16 protein-coding genes are annotated in these 18,520 nt (G+C 68.8%); 1 reads left to right on the top strand and 15 read right to left on the bottom strand.

Translation table 11 applies throughout. The annotated features are described in order from the left end of the window. The 7 genes from ACTIF2_RS24305 to rimP all read right to left on the bottom strand — a co-directional run. Nucleotides 1-1,164: cache domain-containing protein (locus ACTIF2_RS24305; RefSeq protein ID WP_439499712.1), on the bottom strand; the 1,164-nt coding region annotated here is incomplete at its 3' end. 111 nt (nt 1,165-1,275) lie between these two features. Then, entirely contained in the window at nt 1,276-2,220 is a 945-nt protein-coding gene (gene truB / locus ACTIF2_RS24300) for a tRNA pseudouridine(55) synthase TruB (RefSeq protein WP_439499711.1), read from the bottom strand. Next, the gene (gene rbfA, locus ACTIF2_RS24295) at nt 2,201-2,629 is read right to left on the bottom strand and encodes a 30S ribosome-binding factor RbfA (protein ID WP_439499710.1); all 429 of its coding nucleotides are present in this window, start codon (nt 2,627-2,629) and stop codon (nt 2,201-2,203) included. Before rbfA ends, truB begins: the two co-directional genes overlap by 20 nt. A 162-nt stretch (nt 2,630-2,791) precedes the next feature. Next, nucleotides 2,792-5,584, bottom strand: coding sequence for a translation initiation factor IF-2 (gene infB, locus ACTIF2_RS24290; protein WP_439499709.1), 2,793 nt, complete (start codon nt 5,582-5,584; stop codon nt 2,792-2,794). Then, nucleotides 5,581-6,309, bottom strand: a complete 729-nt coding sequence (locus ACTIF2_RS24285; RefSeq protein ID WP_439499708.1) for an RNA-binding protein — start codon at nt 6,307-6,309, stop codon at nt 5,581-5,583. The genes infB and ACTIF2_RS24285 overlap by 4 nt, the downstream gene beginning before the upstream one ends. Before the next feature lie 15 nt (nt 6,310-6,324). Continuing rightward, entirely contained in the window at nt 6,325-7,920 is a 1,596-nt protein-coding gene (gene nusA / locus ACTIF2_RS24280; RefSeq protein WP_439499707.1) for a transcription termination factor NusA, read from the bottom strand. Between the two features lie 5 nt (nt 7,921-7,925). After that, nucleotides 7,926-8,606, bottom strand: a complete 681-nt coding sequence (rimP, locus tag ACTIF2_RS24275) for a ribosome maturation factor RimP (RefSeq protein WP_439499706.1) — start codon at nt 8,604-8,606, stop codon at nt 7,926-7,928. A 257-nt stretch (nt 8,607-8,863) separates the two neighbouring features. Between rimP and ACTIF2_RS24270 the strand changes: the two genes are divergently transcribed. Continuing rightward, nucleotides 8,864-9,946 carry a DUF2336 domain-containing protein gene (locus tag ACTIF2_RS24270; RefSeq protein ID WP_439499705.1) on the top strand — a complete coding sequence of 361 codons (1,083 nt, stop codon included), beginning with the start codon at nt 8,864-8,866 and terminating at the stop codon, nt 9,944-9,946. On the opposite strand, the gene trmB is transcribed toward ACTIF2_RS24270, so the two are convergent. The 8 genes from trmB to miaB form a co-directional block, all read right to left on the bottom strand. Beyond that, nucleotides 9,921-10,613, bottom strand: a complete 693-nt coding sequence (gene trmB / locus ACTIF2_RS24265) for a tRNA (guanine(46)-N(7))-methyltransferase TrmB (protein WP_439499704.1) — start codon at nt 10,611-10,613, stop codon at nt 9,921-9,923. The genes ACTIF2_RS24270 and trmB overlap by 26 nt on opposite strands. A gap of 130 nt (nt 10,614-10,743) precedes the next feature. Continuing rightward, on the bottom strand, nt 10,744-11,949 hold the full coding sequence (gene metK, locus ACTIF2_RS24260) for a methionine adenosyltransferase (protein ID WP_439499703.1): 1,206 nt from the start codon (nt 11,947-11,949) through the stop codon (nt 10,744-10,746). Between the two features lie 159 nt (nt 11,950-12,108). Beyond that, nucleotides 12,109-12,522, bottom strand: coding sequence for a helix-turn-helix domain-containing protein (locus ACTIF2_RS24255; RefSeq protein ID WP_439499702.1), 414 nt, complete (start codon nt 12,520-12,522; stop codon nt 12,109-12,111). A 138-nt stretch (nt 12,523-12,660) separates the two neighbouring features. Beyond that, a complete protein-coding gene (gene lnt / locus ACTIF2_RS24250) occupies nt 12,661-14,256 on the bottom strand; it encodes an apolipoprotein N-acyltransferase (protein WP_439499701.1) in 1,596 nt (531 codons plus the stop codon). Beyond that, entirely contained in the window at nt 14,256-15,239 is a 984-nt protein-coding gene (locus ACTIF2_RS24245; RefSeq protein WP_439499700.1) for a hemolysin family protein, read from the bottom strand. The genes lnt and ACTIF2_RS24245 overlap by 1 nt, the downstream gene beginning before the upstream one ends. Continuing rightward, complete coding sequence (gene ybeY / locus ACTIF2_RS24240; RefSeq protein WP_439499699.1) at nt 15,236-15,805, bottom strand: rRNA maturation RNase YbeY; 570 nt, start codon at nt 15,803-15,805, stop codon at nt 15,236-15,238. Before ybeY ends, ACTIF2_RS24245 begins: the two co-directional genes overlap by 4 nt. Then, nucleotides 15,802-16,977 carry a PhoH family protein gene (locus ACTIF2_RS24235; protein ID WP_439499698.1) on the bottom strand — a complete coding sequence of 392 codons (1,176 nt, stop codon included), beginning with the start codon at nt 16,975-16,977 and terminating at the stop codon, nt 15,802-15,804. Before ACTIF2_RS24235 ends, ybeY begins: the two co-directional genes overlap by 4 nt. Nucleotides 16,978-17,118: 141 nt before the next feature. Further along, nucleotides 17,119-18,474, bottom strand: a complete 1,356-nt coding sequence (gene miaB / locus ACTIF2_RS24230; protein WP_439499697.1) for a tRNA (N6-isopentenyl adenosine(37)-C2)-methylthiotransferase MiaB — start codon at nt 18,472-18,474, stop codon at nt 17,119-17,121. Nucleotides 18,475-18,520: the final 46 nt, after the last annotated feature.

The following is an 18,520-nucleotide window of genomic DNA, read 5'->3' as shown; positions in this document are numbered from 1 at the left end:
GGTCTCTTCCAGCGACGAGGCCTGGTCCTCGGTGCGCTTCGACAGATCATCGGCGCCGGTGTTGATCTCGCGCGAGGCCAGCCCGACATCGCCTGCCGTCACCTGGATCGTCCGCACCGTCGACGACAGACGCGACACCGTCTCGTTGAAATCGGCGAAGAGTTTTTCATAGGCCGGTGGCACCTCGCCGCTCAGGCGATGGGTCAGGTTGCCCTGCGCCAGCTCCGACAGACCTGCCCCGAGCTCCCCGACGACATGCTCCAGCTCGCGCGCGAGCTCGCTCTGGCGCGCTGCCGCGGCGTTGCGCTCGGCCTCGGTCGCATGGCGCGCCTCGTCCATCATCTCGTTCTGCCTGGCCGCTTCGGCCTCGAGCCGGGCCTTGGCGAGAGCCGCCTCGCGCAGCACAGCGACGGCCGAGCCCATCTCCGCGATCTCGTCGCCGCTGCGGATCACGGGCAGCGCCGTGTCGAGATCGCCCTGTGCCAGACGGTGCGTGGCGTCCTTCAGCAAGCGCAGCGGCCGGATCATCCGGCGCACCAGCAACAGCAGCGCCAGGCCGCCGAGGATGGCGATCGCGGCGCCGGCAAGCGCGTTGCCGGTGATCATCTCGCCGATCACCGAGAGGAAATCGGCCTGCTTGACGCCGACATAGAGCACGCCGATGACCTTGTTGTCCGACGGCTGGATGATCGGCTCATAGATGGTGAAATAGGGAATGCCGAGGATGTCGGCCTCGCCCGAATAGGTCTTGCGCTCCTTGAACACGGCATCGAAGGCGGCGCCCGGCGCGAGCTTGGTGCCGATGGCGCGCGAGCCGTCCGGCTTCTGCACATTGGTGGAGACGCGGGTGTCGCCCATGAACACCGTCGCTGTCCCGCCCGAGAGCGCCTTGACCTTGTCGACGGCGGCGAAATTGCCGTTGATCAGCTCCGTGCCGAAATAGAGCTTGTCGCCGTCGAGCTTCGGCGCGCCCTTCGCCGCCACGATATCGCGCAGCAGGTTGATATTGGTGGCGAGGCTCGCCTGGGCGCGCTCGCGCATCGCCATATCGGCGGCGCGGATCGAGAGCAGCACCGAGGCGGCGACCGCCAGCCCGATGATCAGGGCTCCCGCAATGGCCAGACGTGTCGCAACGGACGGGCGGAAGCGGGCCAGGAATGTCATGATGCGCTCGCTCGATAGGGGGTGCGCGGAGAGCGCATGCCTCACACTCGGCGACGACGGCTAAAATTCACTTAAGCCGCTCAAAAGCGAAGGTTTTCGCCTGAACGACTACTACAGGTTGAAGACGCGATGCGGCACCAACTCGCCATTCGTCACCGAGCCGGTGGCGATCAGCACGCCGCCGCTCGTCGCATAGACGGCTTCCGCCTCGATGGGCGCATCGCGCCCGCGCAGCAGCGTGCTCTGCCCGCGCTTCAGGCGCAGCGCCGCGTCGCGATGGACGATGATCTCAGGGATCAGCCCGAGCGCCGCCGCAACCGGCCGCAGGGCCGCCTCGGCCGCTTCGGGGCTGGCGCGCAGGTTCTCGACCGTCGTCGCCTCCGCCACCGTGAACGGGCCGACGCGGGTGCGGCGCAGATGCGCGACATGGCCGAGGCAGCCGAGCGCGATGCCGAGATCGCGCGCGATGGCGCGGACATAGGTGCCTTTGCCGCATTCGGCCTCGAAGGTCGTCGTCGCGCCGTCATGGCTGACGACCCGGAGCGCGTCGATCTCGACCGGGCGCGGCTGGAGCACGACCTCCTCGCCGTCGCGGGCGAGGTCATAGGCCCGCTCGCCGGCGATCTTGATCGCCGAGAACTTTGGCGGCGTCTGCAGGATCGTGCCGGTGAAGCGCGGCAGCAGCGCCGCGATGGCGGCTTCTTCGGGCCGCAGCTCGGAGGTCGCGATCACGCTGCCCTCGGTGTCGTCGGTCGAGGTCTGCGAGCCCCAGGCGACGGTGAATTGATAGGCTTTTCGCCCGTCCATGACGAAGGGGACGGTCTTGGTCGCCTCGCCGAGCGCGATCGGCAGGAGGCCCGAGGCGAGCGGGTCCAGCGTGCCGGCATGGCCGGCCTTCTTGGCGCTGAGCGCCCGCTTCACCACGCTGACCGCATGGGTCGAGGTCATGCCGACCGGCTTGTCGAGCACCACCCAGCCATGCACGTCGCGCTTCTTCGGGCGTGGCTGCTGCTCGGGCCCCGCGGGCGCTGTGGCCTCAGTCATCGGTCTCGTCATCCTGCTGGATCCGCAGCGGCTGCTTCACGATGTCCTGGCGCACCTTCTCGGAATAGAGCAGGGCGTCGATGCGCTCCGCCTCGGCGAAGCTCTCGTCCTGCAGGAAGCGGACATCCGGCGCGTATTTCAGGTTCACGCGATGGGCGATCTCGCCGCGGATATAGCGCTTGTGGCCGGTCAGCGCCTTCAGCACCGGTTTCACGTCCTCGCCGCCCAGGGGCATGATGTAGCAGGTCGCGAGCTTGAGATCGGGCGAGAGGCGCACCTCCGGCACGGTGATGACATGCTTCGCCAGCACGTCGTCATGGATGTCGCCGCGCGCCAGCATCTCGGCGAGCGCGTGGCGGATCAGTTCGCCGACACGCAGCTGCCGCTGGGAGGGGCCGGAAGGTTTTGCAGGTTTGGCCATGGTTCTCGTTCTCCGGGATCGGACCGGATGAGCGTGGATCGTAGAAACGTCATGGCCGGGCTTGACCCGGCCATCTCGTGACGTCCTGGCGCGAGCATGCGCCTCGTTCGGGCGAAGATGGCCGGGTCAAGCCCGGCCATGACGCTGTGAGCAAGCGGTCGCTTACAGCGTCCGCTTGATCTCCTCGACGCGGAAGCACTCGATCACGTCGCCGGCGCGCATGTCCTGGTAGTTCTCGAAGGACATGCCGCATTCCTGGCCGGCCACCACTTCCTTGGCGTCGTCCTTGAAGCGCTTGAGCTGGGAGAGCTTGCCCTCGTGCACCACGACGCCGTCGCGGATCAGGCGGACATTGGCGCCGCGCTCGATCGTGCCGTCGGTGACGCGGCAGCCGGCGATCTTGCCGACCTTCGAAACGTTGAAGATCTCGAGGATCTGCGCATTGCCGAGCATGGTCTCGCGCAGGGTCGGCGCCAGCAGGCCCGACATCGCATCCTTCACATCATCCATCAGGTTGTAGATGATGCTGTAATAGCGGATCTCGACGCCGGCCCGTTCGGCCGCCTCGCGCGCTTCCTTGTGGGCGCGCACGTTGAAGCCGATCACCACCGCGCCCGAGGCCTGGGCCAGCGTGACGTCGGATTCGGTGATCGCGCCGACGCCCGATTGCAGCACGCGGGCGCGCACCTCCTCGTTGCCGACCTTCTCGAGCGAGCCGACGATGGCCTCGACCGAGCCCTGCACGTCGCCCTTGACGACGAGCGGGAACTCCTTGCGGCCGGCGCCTTCCTTGAGCTCGCGCATCATCTCGGCCAGCGAGCGGCCGGCGCCCGAGCCGGCGCCGCGCGCCGCCAGGCGGTCGCGCTTCTGGCGCTCGCGGTAATCGGTGATCTCGCGGGCGCGCGCCTCGGATTCGACCACCGCGACGCGGTCGCCCGCCTCGGGCGTGCCGTTGAAACCGAGAACCTCGACCGGCAGCGACGGCGCCGCTTCCTTGATCTGGGCGCCCGTGTCGCCGATCAGGGCGCGCACGCGGCCCCATTCGGAACCGGCGACGATGATGTCGCCCGTGCGCAGAGTGCCGCGCTGGACGAGCACGGTCGCGACCGGGCCGCGGCCGCGGTCGAGCTTGGCCTCGATCACGGTGCCTTCGGCGGCGCGATCGGGATTGGCCTTGAGGTCGAGCAGTTCGGCCTGGAGCGCGATCGCCTCGAGCAGCTTGTCGAGATTCTGGCCGGTCTTGGCCGAAACCTCGATTTCCAGCGTCTCACCGCCGAGCGACTCGACCTGGATCTCGTATTGCAGCAGCTCGGAGCGGACCCGGTCCGGATTGGCGTCGGACTTGTCGATCTTGTTGATTGCCACGATCAGCGGCACCTTGGCCGCCTTGGCGTGGTTGATGGCCTCGACCGTCTGCGGCATGACGCCGTCATCGGCCGCGACCACGAGCACGACGACGTCCGTCACCTTGGCGCCGCGGGCGCGCATCGCCGTGAAGGCGGCGTGGCCCGGCGTGTCGATGAAGGTCACCTTCGAGCCCGACGGCGTCGTCACCTGATAGGCGCCGATATGCTGTGTGATGCCGCCCGCCTCGCCGGAGACGACATGGGTCTGGCGGATCGCGTCGAGCAGCGAGGTCTTGCCGTGGTCGACATGGCCCATGATTGTCACGACCGCCGGCCGCGGGGCCAGGGTCTCGTCGGTATCGGGCGTGTCGAACAGGCCTTCCTCGACGTCGGATTCGGCGACGCGCTTGACGGTATGGCCCATTTCCTCGGCCACGAGCTGGGCGGTGTCGGCGTCGATCACGTCGGTGATCTTGTGCATCGCGCCCTGCTTCATCAGCAGGCGGATGACGTCGACGCCGCGCTCGGTCATGCGGTTGGCGAGTTCCTGGATGGTGATCGTCTCGGGGATGATCACCTCGCGCATCACCCGTTCCTTGGCGACGTCCGAGGCCCGGTGGCCGGTCATGCGCTGGACGCGACGGCGGAAGGCCGCGACCGAACGTGTGCGCTCGTCGTCGCCGCCCGTGGCGGTCGAGAGGGTCAGGCGGCCGCGTGGCTTCTCGCCGACGCGCGGGGTCTTGGGAGCCGGTGCCGGCGCGCCGCGATTGGCGGCGCCGGGAGCCCCGCCGGGACGGCGGAAGGCCGGACGCGCCTCGCCGTCATCGCTGCGGCGAACCGATGGCGTCGGCGCCTGGCGGGCCGGACGCACCACGGCCGGTTCGGCGCCGGCCGACGGGTCGGGGGCGCGCGGCGGACGCGGCGTATCCAGGCGCGGCGGCCGGGAATCGAGCCGCGGCGGCCGGGCGCCGATATCGCGGGAAGCCGGGCGCGGCGTCGGGGAATAGGGTGCGGACGGCGCCGACGGCGCTGACGGAGCAGGCGTGAAATCGCGCGGCGCGGCGGGGCGCGCCGGCTGCGGCTCGTCGCTCAGGCGCTGGCGCACGGCGCTGTCGGCGCGGCGCTTCAGCTCTTCCTCCTGGCGGCGGCGGTCCTCTTCCTCGCGCTGGCGGCGGGCGGCGCTTTCGCGCTCCTCGCGCTCGCGGGCCTCGCGCTGGGCGCGCTGGCGTGCCTCTTCCTCGGCGCGCAGCCGGTCTTCGGCTTCGCGCGAACGGGAATCGGCGAGGGCGCGCTGGCGCGCATCCTTCTCGTCGTCGGAAAGCGTGCGCAGCAGCATGCCGCCGGTCGGGCGCGGCGCGGCCGGAGCAGCTTGCGGCACTGGCCGCGGAGCGGGGTTCGGCTGGACGGCTGGCTGCGGCGCACGCGCGACCGGCGCCTCCTTGGGCTCCGGTCCGCTGACGCGCCGCTTGACCTCGACGACGACCTGCTTCGAGCGCCCATGCGAGAAGCTCTGCCGAACAGTGCTCTGCTCGACAGGACGCTTCAGCGTCAGGGTCTTCGGGGGGCTGACGGTCAAGGTCTTGTCGCCCGGGGTCTTGGTATCGCTCATTCCGCTTTCGGTCCTGCCGGTTCGGTCGTGTGTTCGTCTGTTTCGTCGAAATCCGCCGGGCTTTCCGGGCCCAATGCACCGGCATCGCCCGTCCGGTAGCGGACGAGCCGACGCCAGCGGGAGAGGAAACCCTCGGCCGCCGGTCCCGGAGCAAGGGCCGCATGTATCACATGTGCCCGCCCCAACGCCAATTCCAAATCGGCCGCCGCGAATTCCGCCGCAACCGGCACCTCGCGCGGCTTCAATCCGGCCTCGGCCCGCGCCACCGCCGCTCGCCTCAGGGCCTGGCCGATCTTGCGGCGGCCGTCATCGGCGCCGTCGCTGGCCTCGATCACGGCCGCGAGCCGTCCCGAGCCGATCATCGCCTCGACCTTGGCGAAGCCCGACGAGACCAGTCCCGCCTTGTTCGCCATGGCCAGCGCCTGGATCGCATCGCGCTGCATCAGCCCGTCGATCATCGTTGCCAGCTCGGGCGGCACGACGACCTTGGTCTTGAGCGAGCGCTCGAAAGCCTTGCGCTTCACCGCCTCTGTGACGGTCGCCGCGCTGAGGCTGGTCCAGACGCCGCGGCCCGGCAGCTTGCGGCGCAGATCCGGCGTCAGCACGCCCTCGGGCCCGACCACGAAACGGATCAGGTCGTCCGGCGCCTTGACGGTCCGGGTCACGACGCAGCTGCGCTCGGGGCCGTCCTTGCGCGCGGACCGCGCCGTTTCCGGCCTTTTCATCGCGCTGGCCTCGGCTTACGCCTCGGCCGCCTCGCTGTCGGCTTCGGGCTCCTCGACCGGGGCCGGAGCCTCGATCCAGCCCGCCTTGACGCGCGCAGCCATGATGATCGCTTCCGCATCCTGGCGCGAGAGGTCGAACCCGTCGAGATAGCCGGAATGGCGAGTGGTCTCGCCATCCTTGCGCTCGGTCCAGCCGACCAGGTCGTCGGTCGCGCAGCCGGCAAGGTCCTCGACGCTCTTCACGTCGTTCTCGCCGAGCGCCACCATCATGGATGTGGTGACGCCCTCGACCTCGCGCAATGCGTCCTCGACGCCGAGCGCGATCCGCTTCTCGTCGAGCTCGGCTTCCACCGCGGCGAGATATTCCTGGGCGCGCGCCTGGATCTCGCCGGCGGTCTCCTCGTCGAAGCCCTCGATCGAGGCGAGCTCGGCGAGCTCGACATAGGCGACCTCCTCGACCGAGCGGAAGCCTTCCGAGGCGAGGAGCTGGCCGACAGTCTCGTCGACATTCAGCGCGTTCATGAAGGTCTCGGTGCGAGCCAGGAATTCCTTCTGGCGGCGCTCAGATTCCTCGGCTTCGGTCAGGATGTCGATGTCCCAGCCGGTGAGCTGCGAGGCGAGCCGGACATTCTGGCCGCGCCGGCCGATGGCGAGCGAGAGCTGCTCGTCGGGCACCACGACCTCGATCTTGTCGGCCTCCTCGTCGAGCACGACCTTGGCGACCTCGGCCGGCTGCAGCGCGTTGACGACGAAGGTCGCGACGTCGGGCGACCACGGGATGATGTCGATCTTCTCGCCCTGCAGCTCGCCGACCACGGCCTGCACGCGCGAGCCGCGCATGCCGACGCAGGCGCCGACCGGATCGATCGAGGAATCGCGGCTGATCACCGCGATCTTGGCGCGCGAGCCGGGGTCGCGGGCGACAGCTTTGACTTCGACAATCCCGTCATAGATCTCCGGCACTTCCTGGCCGAACAGCTTCGACATGAATTGCGGATGCGTGCGCGACAGGAAGATCTGCGGTCCGCGCGGCTCGCGGCGCACGTCATAGACATAGGCCCGGGCGCGGTCGCCGACCTTGAAGGTCTCGCGCGGGATCATCTCGTCGCGGCGGATGATCGCCTCGCCACGGCCGAGATCGACGAAGACATTGCCGTATTCGACGCGCTTGACCGCGCCGTTGACGATCTCGCCGATGCGATCCTTGTATTCGTCGTACTGCCGGTCGCGCTCGGCCTCGCGCACCTTCTGCACGATGACCTGCTTGGCCGACTGGGCGGCGATGCGGCCGAAATCGAAGGGTGGCAGCGGATCGGCGATGACGTCGCCGACCTGGGCGGCCGGATTGTGCCGCTTGGCCTCGGCGAGCGTGATCTCGGTCGCGCCGTTCTCGACCTGGTCGACGACCTGGAGATGGCGCGCTAGGCGCAGCTCGCCCGATTTGGTGTTGATCTCGGCATGGACGTCGGTCTCGGCGCCGTAGCGCGAGCGTGCGGCCTTGGCGATGGCGTCCTGCATCGCGTCGACGACGATCTGCCGGTCGATCGATTTCTCGCGGGCGACGGCATCCGCGATCTGCAGCAGTTCGAGCCTGTTGGCGCTGACAGCCATGACGCTCACTCCTCTTCGTTGTCGTTCTGCGAAACCGGCCGGGCCTGCTTGCCCGGTCGCGGTCCCAGCGATTTTCCCTTGCCCGTCTTCGGGCTGGCGATCTCTTCGGCCGGCGGCATTTCCGGCGGCAGGCCGGACTTGCCGCGCCTGAGCGATTCCGTGACCAGAGCATCAGTCAGGACGAGGCGCGCCTCGCCGATCGCGGTCATCGGGATGGCGACGTCGCGCTCCTCCTCCGACTTCGCGTCGTCGCGCGAGAGCAGCGCCGCGTCACCCGAGACGCCACGCAGGATGCCGCGGAAGCGCTTGCGGCCCAGTACCGGCTCGTCGGTCTCGATCTTGGCGAGATGCCCGGCCCAGCGTGCGAAATCGCTCGGGCGCACCAGCGGCCGGTCGATCCCCGGCGAGGACACTTCGAGATGATAGGCGACCTGGATCGGGTCGTCGACATCGAGCGCCGGCGAAACCGCCTGGCTCACGGCCTCGCAGCCCTCGACATTCATCGTCCCGTCCGGGCGCTCGGCCATGATCTGCACCGTGCAGCCGTTCTGGCCGGTGACGCGCACGCGCACCAGGCGGTATCCGAGATCGGCGATCGCCGGCTCGACGATGGCGGCGACGCGCGCGGCGACGCCGCTCTCGGTCACCACGCGTCTGTCCTGATCGGCTGTTGTCGGCTCGTTCATGCTCAGGTTGCCTGCCTTCCTCCGGCAGGGCTTGCGGCCAACAAAAAAGAGCGGGCCGGCCGGCCCGCTCTTGATCATCGGCTTACACCGAAACCAGAGCTGTTGAGCCGCTATTTAGTCCGCATCGGCCGGGCATGCAAGGTTAAAGCTCGCGCGGGTATAAGGCCGGCTTTGCGTCCTCGCGCTAACCGGCTGGTCATTCTTCTCGGCTAGGGTCCCGCGATGTTGCGTGAACGCGTTGCGGCGAAGGGTTCGGCATGAGTTCGGTCAGCGCGCTGTTGCGCGATCTAGAGGCGACGATGTCGCGCGGTTCCGGCGACGAGCGCGTCCAGATCCTGATGCGTCTGACGGATCTTTTCGTCAGCAGCGCCGCCGGCATGGGCGACGACCAGATCAGTGTCTTCGACGTCGTGATCGGCCGGCTCGCCCGCGCCATCGAGACGCGCGCCCGCATCGAATTGTCCGAGCGCCTCGCCGCCGTCCCCAATGCGCCCGGCGGCGTCGTGCGCCAGCTCGCGCTCGACGAGATCGCGGTCGCACGCCCGGTCCTGGTCGGCTCGCCGGTGCTCTCGGATCAGGACCTGGTGGCGATCTCGGCCGCCAAGGGCCGTGACCATATGCTCGCCATCACCGAGCGGGTCGATCTCGGCGAGCCCGTCACCGACTTCCTGATCCTGCGCGGCGGCCGGGTCGTCACCCATGCCGTTGCCGCCAATCAGACGGCCCGCTTCTCGCGCCATGGCATGGGCGTGCTGGTGATGCGGGCGGTGCAGGACGACGCCCTGCAGACGACGCTCGGAACCCGGGGCGACATTCCCGCCGAGCTCGTCGAGCAGCTGACGCTGGCGGCCAAGAACTCCGCCCGTCGCCGGCTGGCGGCGACATTGGAGCCGGCCATGGCCAGCGCCGTCGATGGCGCCGTCGAGCGCAGCGCTCATGCGGTCTCGGCCGAGCTCCAGGACGATCTCGGCAAGTTCAGCGCCGCGCTCGCGGAGATCAAGCGCCTCCACGATGCCGGTAAGCTCGACGAGGCCAAGGTCGCGGAACTGGCGGGCACGGGCGCCACCGAACACGCGATTTGCGCGGTCGCCATCCTGGCCAGGCTTGGCTTGCCGGCGACCGAGCAGATCATCCTGGGTCCGGATCGCGATGCGGTCCTGCTCGTCGGCCGCGGTCTCGGCTGGTCCTGGGAGACGACGCGCGCCCTGATCGGCCTGCGCAAGGGCGACGGCAAATCAGCGCCTGCGGTCGAACGGGCGCGCCAGAGCTTCCGCACGCTGACGCCGGTCACGGCCCAGCGCGTGCTCGGCTTCCTCAGGATGCGCGACGGCGCGCAGTGAGATAGCTCGGCACCCGCCCCGCCGCGATCGCCTTGGCCTCGTAGCGGGTGCGGACCCAGCCGGGATAGGGCTGGCGCCAGTCGTCGGCCCGCTCGTCGGTCCACTCGAAATCGGACGAGGCCAGCAGCCGCGCCAGCGTCCAGCCGACATAATCGTCGATATCGCTGGCGAAGCGGAAGCGGCCGCCCTTGCGCAGGGCCCGCGCGAACAGGCCGAGCGTGCGCTCAGAGACGAAGCGGCGCTTGCGCTGCCGGCGCTTCGGCCAGGGATCGGGATAGAGCAGGTCGATCGCGTCGAGGCCGCCTTCCGGCAGCCGCGGCAGCATCAGCGCCGCGTCGCCGTCCCAGAGCCGGATATTGCCGAGCTTCTCGCGCTCGACGATCGCCAGGAACTTCGCCATGCCGTTGACGAAAGGCTCGCAGCCGATGAAGCCGATCTGCGGGCTCTCGCGCATCCGCGCCAGCAGATGCTCGCCGCCGCCGAAGCCGATCTCCAGCCGCACGGCCTCGACCGGGTTCGGGAAGAGCGTCGTGAGGTCGCCGATCTCGCCGTCGGGCAGGCGCAGGCGGGGCAGCACGCCGGCGATCACGGCGTTCTGGCCTTCGCGCAGGGGCTTGCCCTTGCGCCGGCCGAAAAAGGCCCGGTCCGTATCGTAGTCTTCGGTCATGCTGGCGGTCTTTAGAGCACGATGCGGTCAGGTGGAAATCAGCCGGCGTCTGCCTGGAACGCCTGCCGCAAAAGCAAAGGCCGGAGCGGTTGCTCCGGCCTTCCTGGTCTCCGGCGGGCCGGATGTCGGCTTAGGCGACGGCCTTCTTCAGCGTGTCGGCGAGATCGGTCTTCTCCCAGGAGAAGCTGCCGTCACGGCCGGCCTTGCGGCCGAAATGACCGTAGGAGGCCGACTTGGCGTAGATCGCCTTGTTGAGGCCGAGATGGGTGCGGATGCCGCGCGGCGAGAGGTCCATGACCTCGCCGAGCACCTTCTCCAGCTTGGCCTCGTCGACCTTGCCGGTGCCGTGCAGGTCGACATAGACCGAGAGCGGCTTGGCGACGCCGATGGCGTAGGAGAGCTGGATCGTGCAGCGGTCGGCGAGCTTGGCCGCGACGACGTTCTTGGCGAGATAGCGCGCCGCATAGGCGGCCGAACGGTCGACCTTGGTCGGATCCTTGCCCGAGAAGGCGCCGCCGCCATGGGGGGCCGCTCCGCCATAGGTGTCGACGATGATCTTGCGGCCGGTCAGGCCGGCGTCGCCGTCGGGGCCGCCGATCACGAACTTGCCGGTCGGATTGACGTGCCAGACGGTGTCCTTCGAGACCCAGCCATCGGGCAGCGTGTCGCGGATATAGGGCTCGACGATCTTGCGCACGTCGCCCGAGGAGAGCTTGTCGTCGAGATGCTGGGTCGAGAGCACGATCTGGGTGACGCCGACCGGCTTGCCGTTCTCGTATTTGACGGTGACCTGGCTCTTGGCGTCGGGGCCGAGCTTGGCGGCCGGGCCTTCGCCTGCATGGCGCGCCTTGGCGAGGACCTCGAGGATCTTGTGGGCGTAGTAGATCGGCGCCGGCATCAGCTCGGGCGTCTCGCGGCAGGCATAGCCGAACATGATGCCCTGGTCGCCCGCGCCTTCGTCCTTGTTGCCGGCGGCGTCGACGCCCTGGGCGATATCGGCCGACTGGGCGTGCAGTAGCACGTCGATCTTGCACTTCTTCCAGTGGAAGCCGTCCTGCTCGTAGCCGATCGCCCGGATCGCCTTGCGCGCGGCCGACTTGACCTTGCTCTTCATCGCCTTCTCGTCGAGCGAGGTGCGGACCTCGCCGGCGATGACGACGCGATTGGTGGTGGCCAGCGTTTCGCAGGCGACGCGCACCTGGCTCGCGTCCATTCCGGCCTTGGCCGCTTCCTTGAAGAACAGATCGACGACTTCGTCGGAGATCCGGTCGCAGACCTTGTCGGGATGACCTTCGGCAACGGACTCGCTGGTGAACAGGTAATTTTGGCGTGACACGGGCGAAGGATCCTTCATCCACGGGAAAGCTGGCGGCCGCCAGCGGAGGCCCGACCGGAGCAGGGCGCAGCGTTTTTGCAGCGGAGGCGTTCGGCGTCAAGCGCCGAAATCCGTTTATCGGGAGAGATGTTCGTCAAGACGAACGAAAAACCGCTGTGATCAGCTCTTTTCGCTATCTTCCTCGGCAAGAGCCTCGGCCAGGTCGATGATCCGGCGGCGGACTCGTCCACTCTTGATGCGCACGAAGGCCTTGGTCAGCTGCACGCCTTCGCTGGTCGACAGGAAGTCGGAGATGTAGGTCGTCGAGGCGGAGTCGGAAAAGCCTCCGCTCGGCGTATCGCCCGTGGGAGCGCCGTCGAAGAAGAAGGAGACCGGCACATCCAGCATCTTGGCGATCTGCTGCAAGCGGCTGGCGCTGATGCGATTGGCGCCCTTCTCGTATTTCTGGACCTGCTGGAAAGTCAGGCCGAGCGCATCGCCGAGTTTTTCCTGGCTGACACCAGCAAGCATGCGGCGCATCCGGACACGGCTGCCGACATGACGATCGATTGGATTGGGGATTTTCTTGAGCATGGACCGACGGGCCTTGGGTAAGGACGGTCTGCCGAAGCCGCAATCCGGCAGGCGTCCTGTGGTTAAGCATGATACTAAGGTCTATTATAACCACCTCTTATCCGACATCTTGCGCCGTGGAAATAGTTCCAAATGGGATTACCTCGTAAGGCGAAGACGGGACAGGAGCAGGAATGCTAAGACAAGCCCTGCAAAAAAGACATCCCCGAATTGCGCGTAGAGCGTAGCGGGGACATTTATCGGCAGAGCGGCGTCAAGCACGCCTTCGGTTCCGAGCGGGAGGCTCGCGGTGACCCGGCCGTAGGGGTCAATTACGGCCGAAATACCGGTATTGGCGACGCGCACGAGCGGCAATCCCTCTTCGACGCTGCGCAGCCGCGCCTGGGCGAAATGCTGGTAGGGCCCGCTCGTCTGGCCGAACCAGCCGTCATTGGTGAGGTTGAGCATGAAGCCGGGGCGCGGGCCCTGCGGCATCACTTCGCCGGGAAAGACCGCCTCGTAGCAGATCAGGGCCGCCGCCGGCGGCAGGCCGCGTATGGTGAGCGGCATCCGGCGCGACGCGGCGGCGAAGCCGCCGGGCACGGCGACGAACTCGGAGAGTCCGACGCTGCGGATCAAGGTTTCGAGGATGGCCGGAAGATACTCGCCGAACGGAACGAGATGGACCTTGTCGTAGCTCGCGACGATCGCGCCCTCGTCATTGACCACCTGGATGGAGTTGAAGATCGGCGGCCGGCTCTCGCCGGGCAGGGTCTCGCCCGCTCGCGCCGCGCCCGTGATCAGCGTGGCGTTGGGCGGCAGCAGCGCCGCGATCCGCGACAGCGCCTGCGGCGTGCGGCCGAGCAGGAAGGGAAAGGCCGATTCCGGCCAGATCAGATGGGTGACGTCCTGGACGCCGAGCGTGCGCGGGCTCGTCGCCCGGTCGCTGAGCGCGAGATAGCGGCTCAGGATCGCCTCGCCGGCGCGTGGGTTGAACTTGGCGTCCTGCGGCAGGTTGGGCTGCATCAGGCGCAGCTTGACGCCGCTGACATCAGGCGTGGGGGCGGCCGGGATGCGCCAGGCGCCGAAGCCGAGCAATCCGCACAGTACGGCGAGGGCGAGGACGGGCGCCCGCCAGCGCGCCGGGCCCGGCTTGCCGGTGCCCAGCGTCGCCGGCGCCGCGCCGATCGCGACCGCGACCAGGGTCAGCCCGTAAAGCCCGGCGAGCGAGGCGAATTGCGCGATCCAGGCCTGCCCCGCCAGCATCATGCCATAGGCGTTCCAGGGAAAGCCGGTCAGCACATGCCCGCGCAGCCACTCGCTCAGCGCGAGCGCGACGGCGAAGATCAGGATGCGGCCGCTGCCTTGCGGCCAGACCAGGCGCGCCGCCGCGAAACCGAGCGCCGGGAACAAGGCGAGCCCGGCCGGCAAGGCGACGACGCCGAGCGGCATCGCCCAGGCGAATTTGTCGGCCTCGACGAGGAAGGCCGCGCCCAGCCACCACAAGCCGGCGAGAAAGAAACCGAACCCCCACCACCAGCCGACGGCCAGGGCGGCCCGGACCCGCGCCCAGCGGGTGGTGCCGACCGCGCCGTCGATGAGCCAGACGGCGATCGTCATCGGCACGACGATCAGCGGCCAGAGGTCGAGCGGCGGCAGGGCGAGAGCGCCCGCCGCGCCCGCCACGAGCGCGATCAGGCGCCGGGGCCAGCCCCAGGCGAGGATGACCCGGTCGGCAAGGGCGGCAAAGCGCATCAGCCGGTATCCGCCGCTGCCGGCGAGTCCGGAACCATGGGCGCGCTGCGGTGGATGCGCAGCCGCTTGATGCGGCGTGGATCGGCGTCGAGGATTTCGAAGGCGAGCCCCTCCGGGCCCTGGATCAGCTCGCCGCGCGCCGGCACGCGGCCGGCCAGCGTCACGATCAGGCCGCCGAGCGTGTCGACCTCTTCCGCGACCTCGGCTTCCGACAGGTCGATTCCGGTCGCCTCCTTGAGGTCCTCGAGCGTCGCGCGGGCATCCGCCGTGAACCGGTTGTCGCCGGCCGGAGCGATCGTCGGCGCCTCGTCCAGGTCGTGCTCGTCCTCGATGTCTCCGACCACGATCTCGACGAGATCCTCGATCGAGACCAGTCCGTCGGTGCCGCCATATTCGTCGATCACCAGCGCGATATGGGTCCGCGTCGCCTGCATCCGCACCAGAAGGTCGACGGCGGGCATCGAGGGCGGGACATAGAGCACCGGCCGCAGGATCTTGGCCGAGGCGAGCGGCGCCGAGAGGTCGATCGCGCCGAGGCTGGGGCCGATCGCGGCCGCCTGCCCGCTGCGCCGGCCGGGCTTGGCCCGCGCCGCGATGAAATCGAGGAAGTCGCGGATATGGACCATGCCGCGCGGGTCGTCGAGCGTCTCGCCATAGACCGGCAGCCGCGAATGGCCGGCGGTACGGAACAGCGCCAGCAATTCGCCCAGCGTTGCCTCGGACGACACGGCGATGATGTCGGCGCGCGGCACCATCACGTCGGCGATGCGGCGCTCGCGCAGGCTGAGCACGTTCGACAGCATCGCCCGCTCCTGCGGGCTCAGATCGGCGAGTTGTCCGCTGCCCTGGGCCAGCGCTTCGGCGATGTCCTCGCGAATGGTCGCGCCGTTGCGCAGACCGAGGCGGTCGAGGAAATGGCTCAGCCACTGGGCCAGGCCGCGACTGGGAGGTTCGCTTGGAGCCGGTCTACTGTCGTCGCTCATGATCTCGGATGGTCTGGTTCGTGTTGCGTCTTCGGGGCAGAGGCCGGCTCGGTGCCGGCATAGGGATCGGCGATGCCGAGCCGCGCCAGCGCGGCGACTTCGAGACCCTCCATCCGCGTCGCCTCGTCCTCCGTCTCGTGGTCTTCGCCGAGCAGGTGCAGCAGGCCGTGGACGACGAGATGGCTGAGATGATCGCCGATGCTCTTGCCCTCGTCGCCGGCCTCGCGCGCGACCGTCTCATAGGCCAGCACGATATCGCCGAGGACCGGGCTCGTGGCGATCCGCTCCGGCGGCGCCGCCGGGAAGGAGAGCACGTTCGTCGCCTTGTCGAAGCCGCGCCAGTCGCGGTTGACGGCGCGGATGCGCTTGTCGTCGGTCAGCAGCAGGCTGAGCTCGGCCGCCTCGCGCGGCTTGACGGGCGCGACGGCCAGGGCCGCGTCGGCGGCCGAGGCCACCCGCTCGCGCAGGTCTGCGAGCTCGCGCCAGCGCCGCGACTGCGTCCGGATGGCGATCGAGAGCTGTTGTGTCGGCGGCGCCGGGCGCCGCGTGGGAGGTCGGTCTTTCATCGCGGCCGCTCCCGCGAGAGGGTACGCTTCAGCCCCTCGCTGTCGCCCTCGACCGGGGCCGGCGGCGCGTCGGCGACAACCGCGCGGGCGCGTTCCTCGCGCTGGTCGCGCTCCTGGCGCGCCGCGCTCTCATAGGCCATCACGATCCGGCGCACGAGATCGTGGCGCACGACGTCGCCTTCCTCGAAGCGGGCATGGCCGACGCCCTCGACGCCGGAAAGCAGCTTCACCGCCTCGATCAGGCCGGAACGCTGCCCGGGCGGCAGGTCGATCTGGCTCGGGTCGCCCGTGATGATCATGCGCGAGCCCTCGCCGAGGCGGGTCAGGAACATCTTCATCTGCACCGAGGTCGCGTTCTGCGCCTCGTCGAGCAGCACGACCGCGTTGGTCAGGGTGCGCCCGCGCATGAAGGCGAGCGGGGCGATCTCGATCATGCCGGTCTGCAGGGCGCGCTCGACATGGCGCGCCTCCATGAAATCGTTGAGCGCGTCATAGATCGGGCGCAGATAGGGGTCGACCTTCTCGCGCATGTCGCCCGGCAGGAAGCCGAGCCGCTCGCCGGCCTCGACGGCCGGCCGCGACAGCACCATGCGCTCGACGACGCCCTGCTCGATCAGCGAGACGGCATGGCCGACGGCGAGCCAGGTCTTGCCGGTGCCGGCCGGTCCCTCGGCGAGCACGAGCTCGTTGCGCTTGAGCTGGCGCAGGTAGGAATCCTGCGCCGCGTTGCGCGCCCGCACGGGGCCGCGCTTGCGCGTGACGATCGCCTCGAAGGAGGCTTTTCCGGTGTTTTCCGCCGGGAACAGCGAGCGCTGCACGTTGCTTTCCTCGATCGCGCCGTCGACCTCGCCGAGATTGACCGGCGCATTGGCCTTGGCGCGGGCATAAAGCGTCTTCAGCACGCGTCCGGCCTGTTCGGCGGTCTCGCGCGGGCCCTTGATGGTGACATGGTTGCCGTTCGGGTTGATGACGACGCCGAGCCGGCGCTCGAGATGCGCCAGGTTCTGGTCGTATTGCCCGAAGACGAGGCTGGCCAGCCGGTTGTCCTCGAAGGACAGCACGACCTCGGTGGCCGGGACCCCGTCGCGCGTCAGGCTCTCGACGCGTGGCGATGCGCCTTCGCGGCGCGGCTCTCGATCGGATCTCGGTGTCACCTGGTCAGCCTGTGCCAAAAGCGTCGTCTCCCTGGCGCGCATGCCGGCCGGACAGGAGCGTGGGGCCGGGTAGTCCTGGTGCATAACTCGATGAGTCGATCTCATCCTGATGACAGGGTCCGAAAGCCGGCACAGGGGCCGGGCTGGAAGCGGCGGCGCTCAAGCGGCGAGGCCCTCCGGCCCGGCCTCGCGGCCGAACAGCGAATTCGAGCCCGCTCGCTCGATCACCACCTTGACCATGTCGCCGATCTGATTCGCCCTGGCTTCGATCTGGACAGCCTGAAGGTATGGCGATTTTCCCGCAAGCTGTCCCGGATGCCGTCCAACGCGTTCGAGCAGGACATCGACCGTCCGGCCGACCATGGCATGGTTGAAGGCCTGGCGGTGGTGCTCGATGCGCTCCTGCAATCGATGCAGGCGCTCGCTCATCAGCTCGGGCGCGACCTGGTCGCCGAGATCGGCGGCCGGCGTGCCGGGCCGCGGCGAATATTTGAAGGAATAGCTCGAGGCGAAGCCGATATCCTCGACCAGGCGCAGCGTCTCCGCGAAATCGGCGTCGCTCTCGCCGGGGAAGCCGACGATGAAATCCGAGGACAGCGCGATATCGGGCCGCGCCGCGCGCACGCGCTCGATCAGCCGGCGATACTCGTCGGCCGTGTGCTTGCGGTTCATCGCCGCCAGAATCCGATCGGAGCCCGCCTGGACCGGCAGATGCAGGAAGGGCATCACCTGCGGCAGGTCGCGATGGGCCGCGATCAGGTCGTCGTCCATGTCGCGCGGATGGCTCGTGGTGTAGCGGATGCGGGTGACGCCCGGCACCTCGGCGACGCGGTGCATCAGCCGCGCCAGGCTCCAGACCGCGCCGTCCGGCCCGTCGCCATGATAGGCATTGACGTTCTGGCCGATCAGCGTGACGTCCTGCACGCCCGCCTCCGCCAGCCGCTCGATCTCGGAGACGATCGCTGCGACCGGGCGCGAGAATTCCGCGCCGCGCGTATAGGGCACGACGCAGAAGGCGCAGAACTTGTCGCAGCCCTCCTGGATCGTGACGAAGGCCGAGATGCCGCGGCCCCGGATTGCGGCCGGCTTGGGCGCCGGCAGATGGCCGAACTTGTCGTCGATCGGCAGGTCGGTATCGACCACGCGCCTGCGCCGCGCCTCATCGAGCAAAGCCGGCAGGCGGTGATAGGCCTGCGGCCCGACGACGAGGTCGACGGCCGGCTGCCGGCGCTGAATCTCGGCGCCCTCGGCCTGGGCGACGCAGCCGGCGACGACGATCCTTGTGTCCTGCCCGGTCGCGTTCTGGCCGTTCTTGAGATCGCGGAGCTTGCCGAGCTCGGTATAGACCTTCTGCACCGCCCGGTCGCGGATATGGCAGGTATTGAGCAGGATCAGGTCCGCGCCCTCGGGCGTCGCCGTCTCCTCATAGCCCTGCCCAGCCAGGATATCGGCCATGCGCTGCCCGTCATAGACGTTCATCTGGCAGCCGAAGGACTTGATATGGACTTTCTTCATCGTTGCGGATCGGGTCTCCAAACCGTCTCCTTACTCCGGATCGCGC

This window comes from Allobosea sp. (assembly GCF_051860145.1).
Classification (GTDB): domain Bacteria; phylum Pseudomonadota; class Alphaproteobacteria; order Rhizobiales; family Beijerinckiaceae; genus Allobosea.
This window is presented reverse-complemented; position numbering and strand designations above follow the sequence as displayed.

Coding starts and splice junctions, on each gene's coding strand:
- truB (WP_439499711.1), bottom strand. CDS start 2,220: ATGACGAGACCGATGACTGAGGCCACAGCGCCCGCGGGGCCCGAGCAG.
- rbfA (WP_439499710.1), bottom strand. CDS start 2,629: ATGGCCAAACCTGCAAAACCTTCCGGCCCCTCCCAGCGGCAGCTGCGT.
- infB (WP_439499709.1), bottom strand. CDS start 5,584: ATGAGCGATACCAAGACCCCGGGCGACAAGACCTTGACCGTCAGCCCC.
- ACTIF2_RS24285 (WP_439499708.1), bottom strand. CDS start 6,309: ATGAAAAGGCCGGAAACGGCGCGGTCCGCGCGCAAGGACGGCCCCGAG.
- nusA (WP_439499707.1), bottom strand. CDS start 7,920: ATGGCTGTCAGCGCCAACAGGCTCGAACTGCTGCAGATCGCGGATGCC.
- rimP (WP_439499706.1), bottom strand. CDS start 8,606: ATGAACGAGCCGACAACAGCCGATCAGGACAGACGCGTGGTGACCGAG.
- ACTIF2_RS24270 (WP_439499705.1), top strand. CDS start 8,864: ATGAGTTCGGTCAGCGCGCTGTTGCGCGATCTAGAGGCGACGATGTCG.
- trmB (WP_439499704.1), bottom strand. CDS start 10,613: ATGACCGAAGACTACGATACGGACCGGGCCTTTTTCGGCCGGCGCAAG.
- ACTIF2_RS24255 (WP_439499702.1), bottom strand. CDS start 12,522: ATGCTCAAGAAAATCCCCAATCCAATCGATCGTCATGTCGGCAGCCGT.
- lnt (WP_439499701.1), bottom strand. CDS start 14,256: ATGCGCTTTGCCGCCCTTGCCGACCGGGTCATCCTCGCCTGGGGCTGG.
- ACTIF2_RS24245 (WP_439499700.1), bottom strand. CDS start 15,239: ATGAGCGACGACAGTAGACCGGCTCCAAGCGAACCTCCCAGTCGCGGC.
- ybeY (WP_439499699.1), bottom strand. CDS start 15,805: ATGAAAGACCGACCTCCCACGCGGCGCCCGGCGCCGCCGACACAACAG.
- miaB (WP_439499697.1), bottom strand. CDS start 18,474: ATGAAGAAAGTCCATATCAAGTCCTTCGGCTGCCAGATGAACGTCTAT.